Annotated in this window: 3 protein-coding genes; 2 read left to right on the forward strand and 1 reads right to left on the reverse strand. The window is 74.1% G+C overall.

The features are described 5' to 3' along the window. Nucleotides 1-256 precede the first annotated feature (256 nt). Entirely contained in the window at nucleotides 257-1,153 is an 897-nt protein-coding gene (locus ADL22_RS12825; RefSeq protein ID WP_066977412.1) for a DMT family transporter, read from the reverse strand. Nucleotides 1,154-1,697: 544 nt separating this feature from the next. Between ADL22_RS12825 and ADL22_RS12830 the strand changes: the two genes are divergently transcribed. Together ADL22_RS12830 and ADL22_RS12835 are read left to right on the forward strand one after the other, a co-directional pair. Next, nucleotides 1,698-2,408 carry a winged helix-turn-helix domain-containing protein gene (locus tag ADL22_RS12830; protein ID WP_079064074.1) on the forward strand — a complete coding sequence of 237 codons (711 nt, stop codon included), beginning with the start codon at nucleotides 1,698-1,700 and terminating at the stop codon, nucleotides 2,406-2,408. Beyond that, a partial coding sequence (locus tag ADL22_RS12835; protein WP_159048654.1) for an MFS transporter occupies nucleotides 2,405-3,002 on the forward strand: 598 nt, incomplete at its 3' end. The genes ADL22_RS12830 and ADL22_RS12835, both read left to right, overlap by 4 nt.

Raw genomic sequence — 3,002 nt, forward strand, 5'->3', positions numbered from 1 at the left:
GGGTGATTTCGCGCGTGCGGGTGGGGCGGGTGGGGGGGGCGGGGCGCCGGGGCCGGACGGGGCGCGGGGGAGAGGGACGAATGGGTGCACAGCGGCCCGCGAGCCCCGGCGCATAAGCCCCGGCGCGGGTCCGTCCATGGGGCCGACGGCCCCACCGTCCGAGGCCACGGGCCCGGCCAGGGATCAACGGCCCCACCGCCCGAGGGCCACAGTCCCGGCCAGGGACCATCGGCTACGGCTACGGCTACGGCTACCGCTACCGCGGCTCGAACTCCCGCACCGCCTCCGCCGCCCCCGACCCCGGTGGCATCGCCGGATGGCTGCCGATCAGCACGATCCCCGCCACCACCGCCGCGATCCCGGCCGCCTCGAAGGCCAGCGCCCCGGGCGTCACCCGCAGCCGGTCGCCCAGGAACCCCACCCCGCACGCGATCCCGGCGATCGGCTGGGCCGCGGTCAGCGCGGGCAGCGACATCCGCAGCGGCGCCGACTCGAACGCGCTCTGCACCAGCACCAGCGCCACCACCCCCAGCACCACGATCGCGTACGGCTGCCAGCTCGTCAGCAGCGCGCCCCAGCCGCCCGCCGAGAACCGCAGGCCGCTGATCCGCGTCAACGCGTCCTGGAGCCCGTACAGCAGCCCGGCCGCCACCCCCAGCAGGGCCGCCTCCAGGCTGACGTGCACCCGCTCCCGCTTGGCGATCGCCGCCAGCACCAGCGCGACGGACAGCACCCCACCCATGATCAGCCACTGCGACAGCTGCCCCACCTCGCTGTTCCGGCCACCGTGCGGCCGGCCGGCCACGATGAACGCGGTCACCCCGCCCGCCAGCAGCCACAGCCCGGCCCACCCCGTACGCCCCAGCGGCTGCCGGGAGAGCCGCCGCGCCAGCGCCATCGCGAACAGCAGATTGGTCGCCATCAGCGGCTCGACGAGGGTGATGTCGCCCATTCCCAGCGCCACCGCGCCCAGCGCCATCCCCATCACCATCAGTACGATTCCGGCCAACCAGCGCGGCATCCGCACCAGGTCGAGCAGCAGCCGGAACGAGAGGAAGTCCTGCGGCGGGGCGTACTGCGCCGCGCTCTGCTGGAGGACGAAACCGGTGCCCAGACAGCAAGCCGCGGCAAGAGCGAGCAGGATCACCGTCACGTCGCACACCTCGTATCGCGGGGCGGGGGTTGCGGCCGAGGATAGTCAGCCGCAGCTGGCCGAAACGCGCCCCTGATCTCCGCCATTCTCGCGCGCACCCGTCTGTACCACCGGCCGACGGCTGTTCCGGCTACGGCGCCGACCCGCCCGCCTCGGCTCTGCCCCGTCCGGCCTCCCGAGACGTCTCCGAGGACTCCGCACCACTCGGGAGCCACCTTCTGCAGAGAAACCTCTGCAAAGGAATCTCTGCAACCCTAGGCTGACGCCCATGCCCCACGACCGCGACCGCCCACTCGCACCCGGCACCGAAGCACCCGGCAGGGAAGCACCCGGCACCGAAGCACCGGGCAGGGAAGCACCTGCTCCCGAACCACTCGACACCCAAACCCCCGACGCCGAAGCGCCCAACACAGAAGCGCCTGCCACCGAAGCGCCTGACGCCGAAGCACCGGGCGGCGAATCACCCCGCGCCGAAGCGCCACGAGGCGAGCGGGTCCCGTCCGCCCCGGTTTCCGCCCCCGCCCCGCCGCGCCCCACCCGCCGGATGGACGCCCGCAGCCTGCGCGGCCTCGCCCACCCCCTCCGCCTGCGCATCCTGGAACTGCTGACCCTCGACGGCCCGGACACCGCCACCGGCCTCTCCCGCCGCCTCGGCGAGAACACCGGCACCATCAGCTGGCATCTCCGCCACCTCGCCGACCACCGCTTCATCGAGGAGGAGACCGGCCGCGGCACCAAGCGCGAACGCTGGTGGCGGGCCGTACCGGTCTCCCGCCGGCTCGACACCACCGACTTCCGCGACGACCCGGACGCCCGCGGCCCGCTCTCGATCTACGTCCACGAACTCGTCCAGCAGCATTTCAACCGCGTCGTCACCTACCTCGCCGAGGACTGGCCCCCCGAGTGGCGCGACGCCGGCGCCATCGCCCAATGGCACGATCTGACCCTGACCCCAGCCCAACTGGCCGCTCTGAACCGTGAGTTGGAGGAGGTCATCATCCGCCACCGGACGACCACCCCCTCGGGCACCCACCCGGAACAGGCCGCGGCCTCCGCCCCGGAGCCCCCCGCCCTCCCCGTCCTCATCCAACTCCAGTCCTTCCCCCGCACACCCCGCCACGAGCCACCGGACCCAACCGACGCGTCCCCCGAAACGCCTCCCAAAGCACCCCCCGAAGCGACCCCCGACACGCTCCCTGACGCACCGTCCACCCCCCGGACCGCTCCCCGGACCACCCCCCGGACCACCCCATGACCGGACTGCTCCGCCGCCACCGCGACTTCCGGCTCCTGTGGTGCGGCGAGACCGCCGGCAAATTCGGCGCAGCGGTCACCGGCGTGGCCATGCCGCTGACCGCCGTCGCCACCCTCCGCGCCGACACCTTCGCGGTCGGCGTACTGAGCGCCTGCGGCTGGCTCCCCTGGCTGCTGATCGGCCTGCCGGTCGGCGTCTGGGTGGACCGGACCCGCCGCCGTCCGCTGATGCTCGGCGCCGCCGCGCTGTCCCTCACGGTGTTCACCGCCGTCCCCGTCCTCGCCTGGCGGGGCGGCCTGAGCCTCGGCCTGCTGACCGGTGCGGCCCTGCTCAGCGGCGCCGCCGCGGTGGTCTTCCAGACCGCGTACACCGCCTACCTCGCCGGCCTCCTCGCCCCCGCCGACCAGGCCGAGGGCAACGCCACACTGCACGGCAGCGCCTCGGCGGCGCAGCTCGCCGGCCAGGGCGCGGGCGGCCTCCTGGTCCAACTGGCCGGCGCCGTCAACGGTTTGCTCGCCAACGCCGCCACCTTCCTGATCTCCCTCCTCTGCCTCCTCGCCATCCGCCACCGCGAACCACCCCCGGACCACCCCG

It is taken from the genome of Streptomyces sp. NRRL F-4489 (assembly GCF_001509485.1).
Lineage (GTDB): Bacteria > Actinomycetota > Actinomycetes > Streptomycetales > Streptomycetaceae > Streptomyces.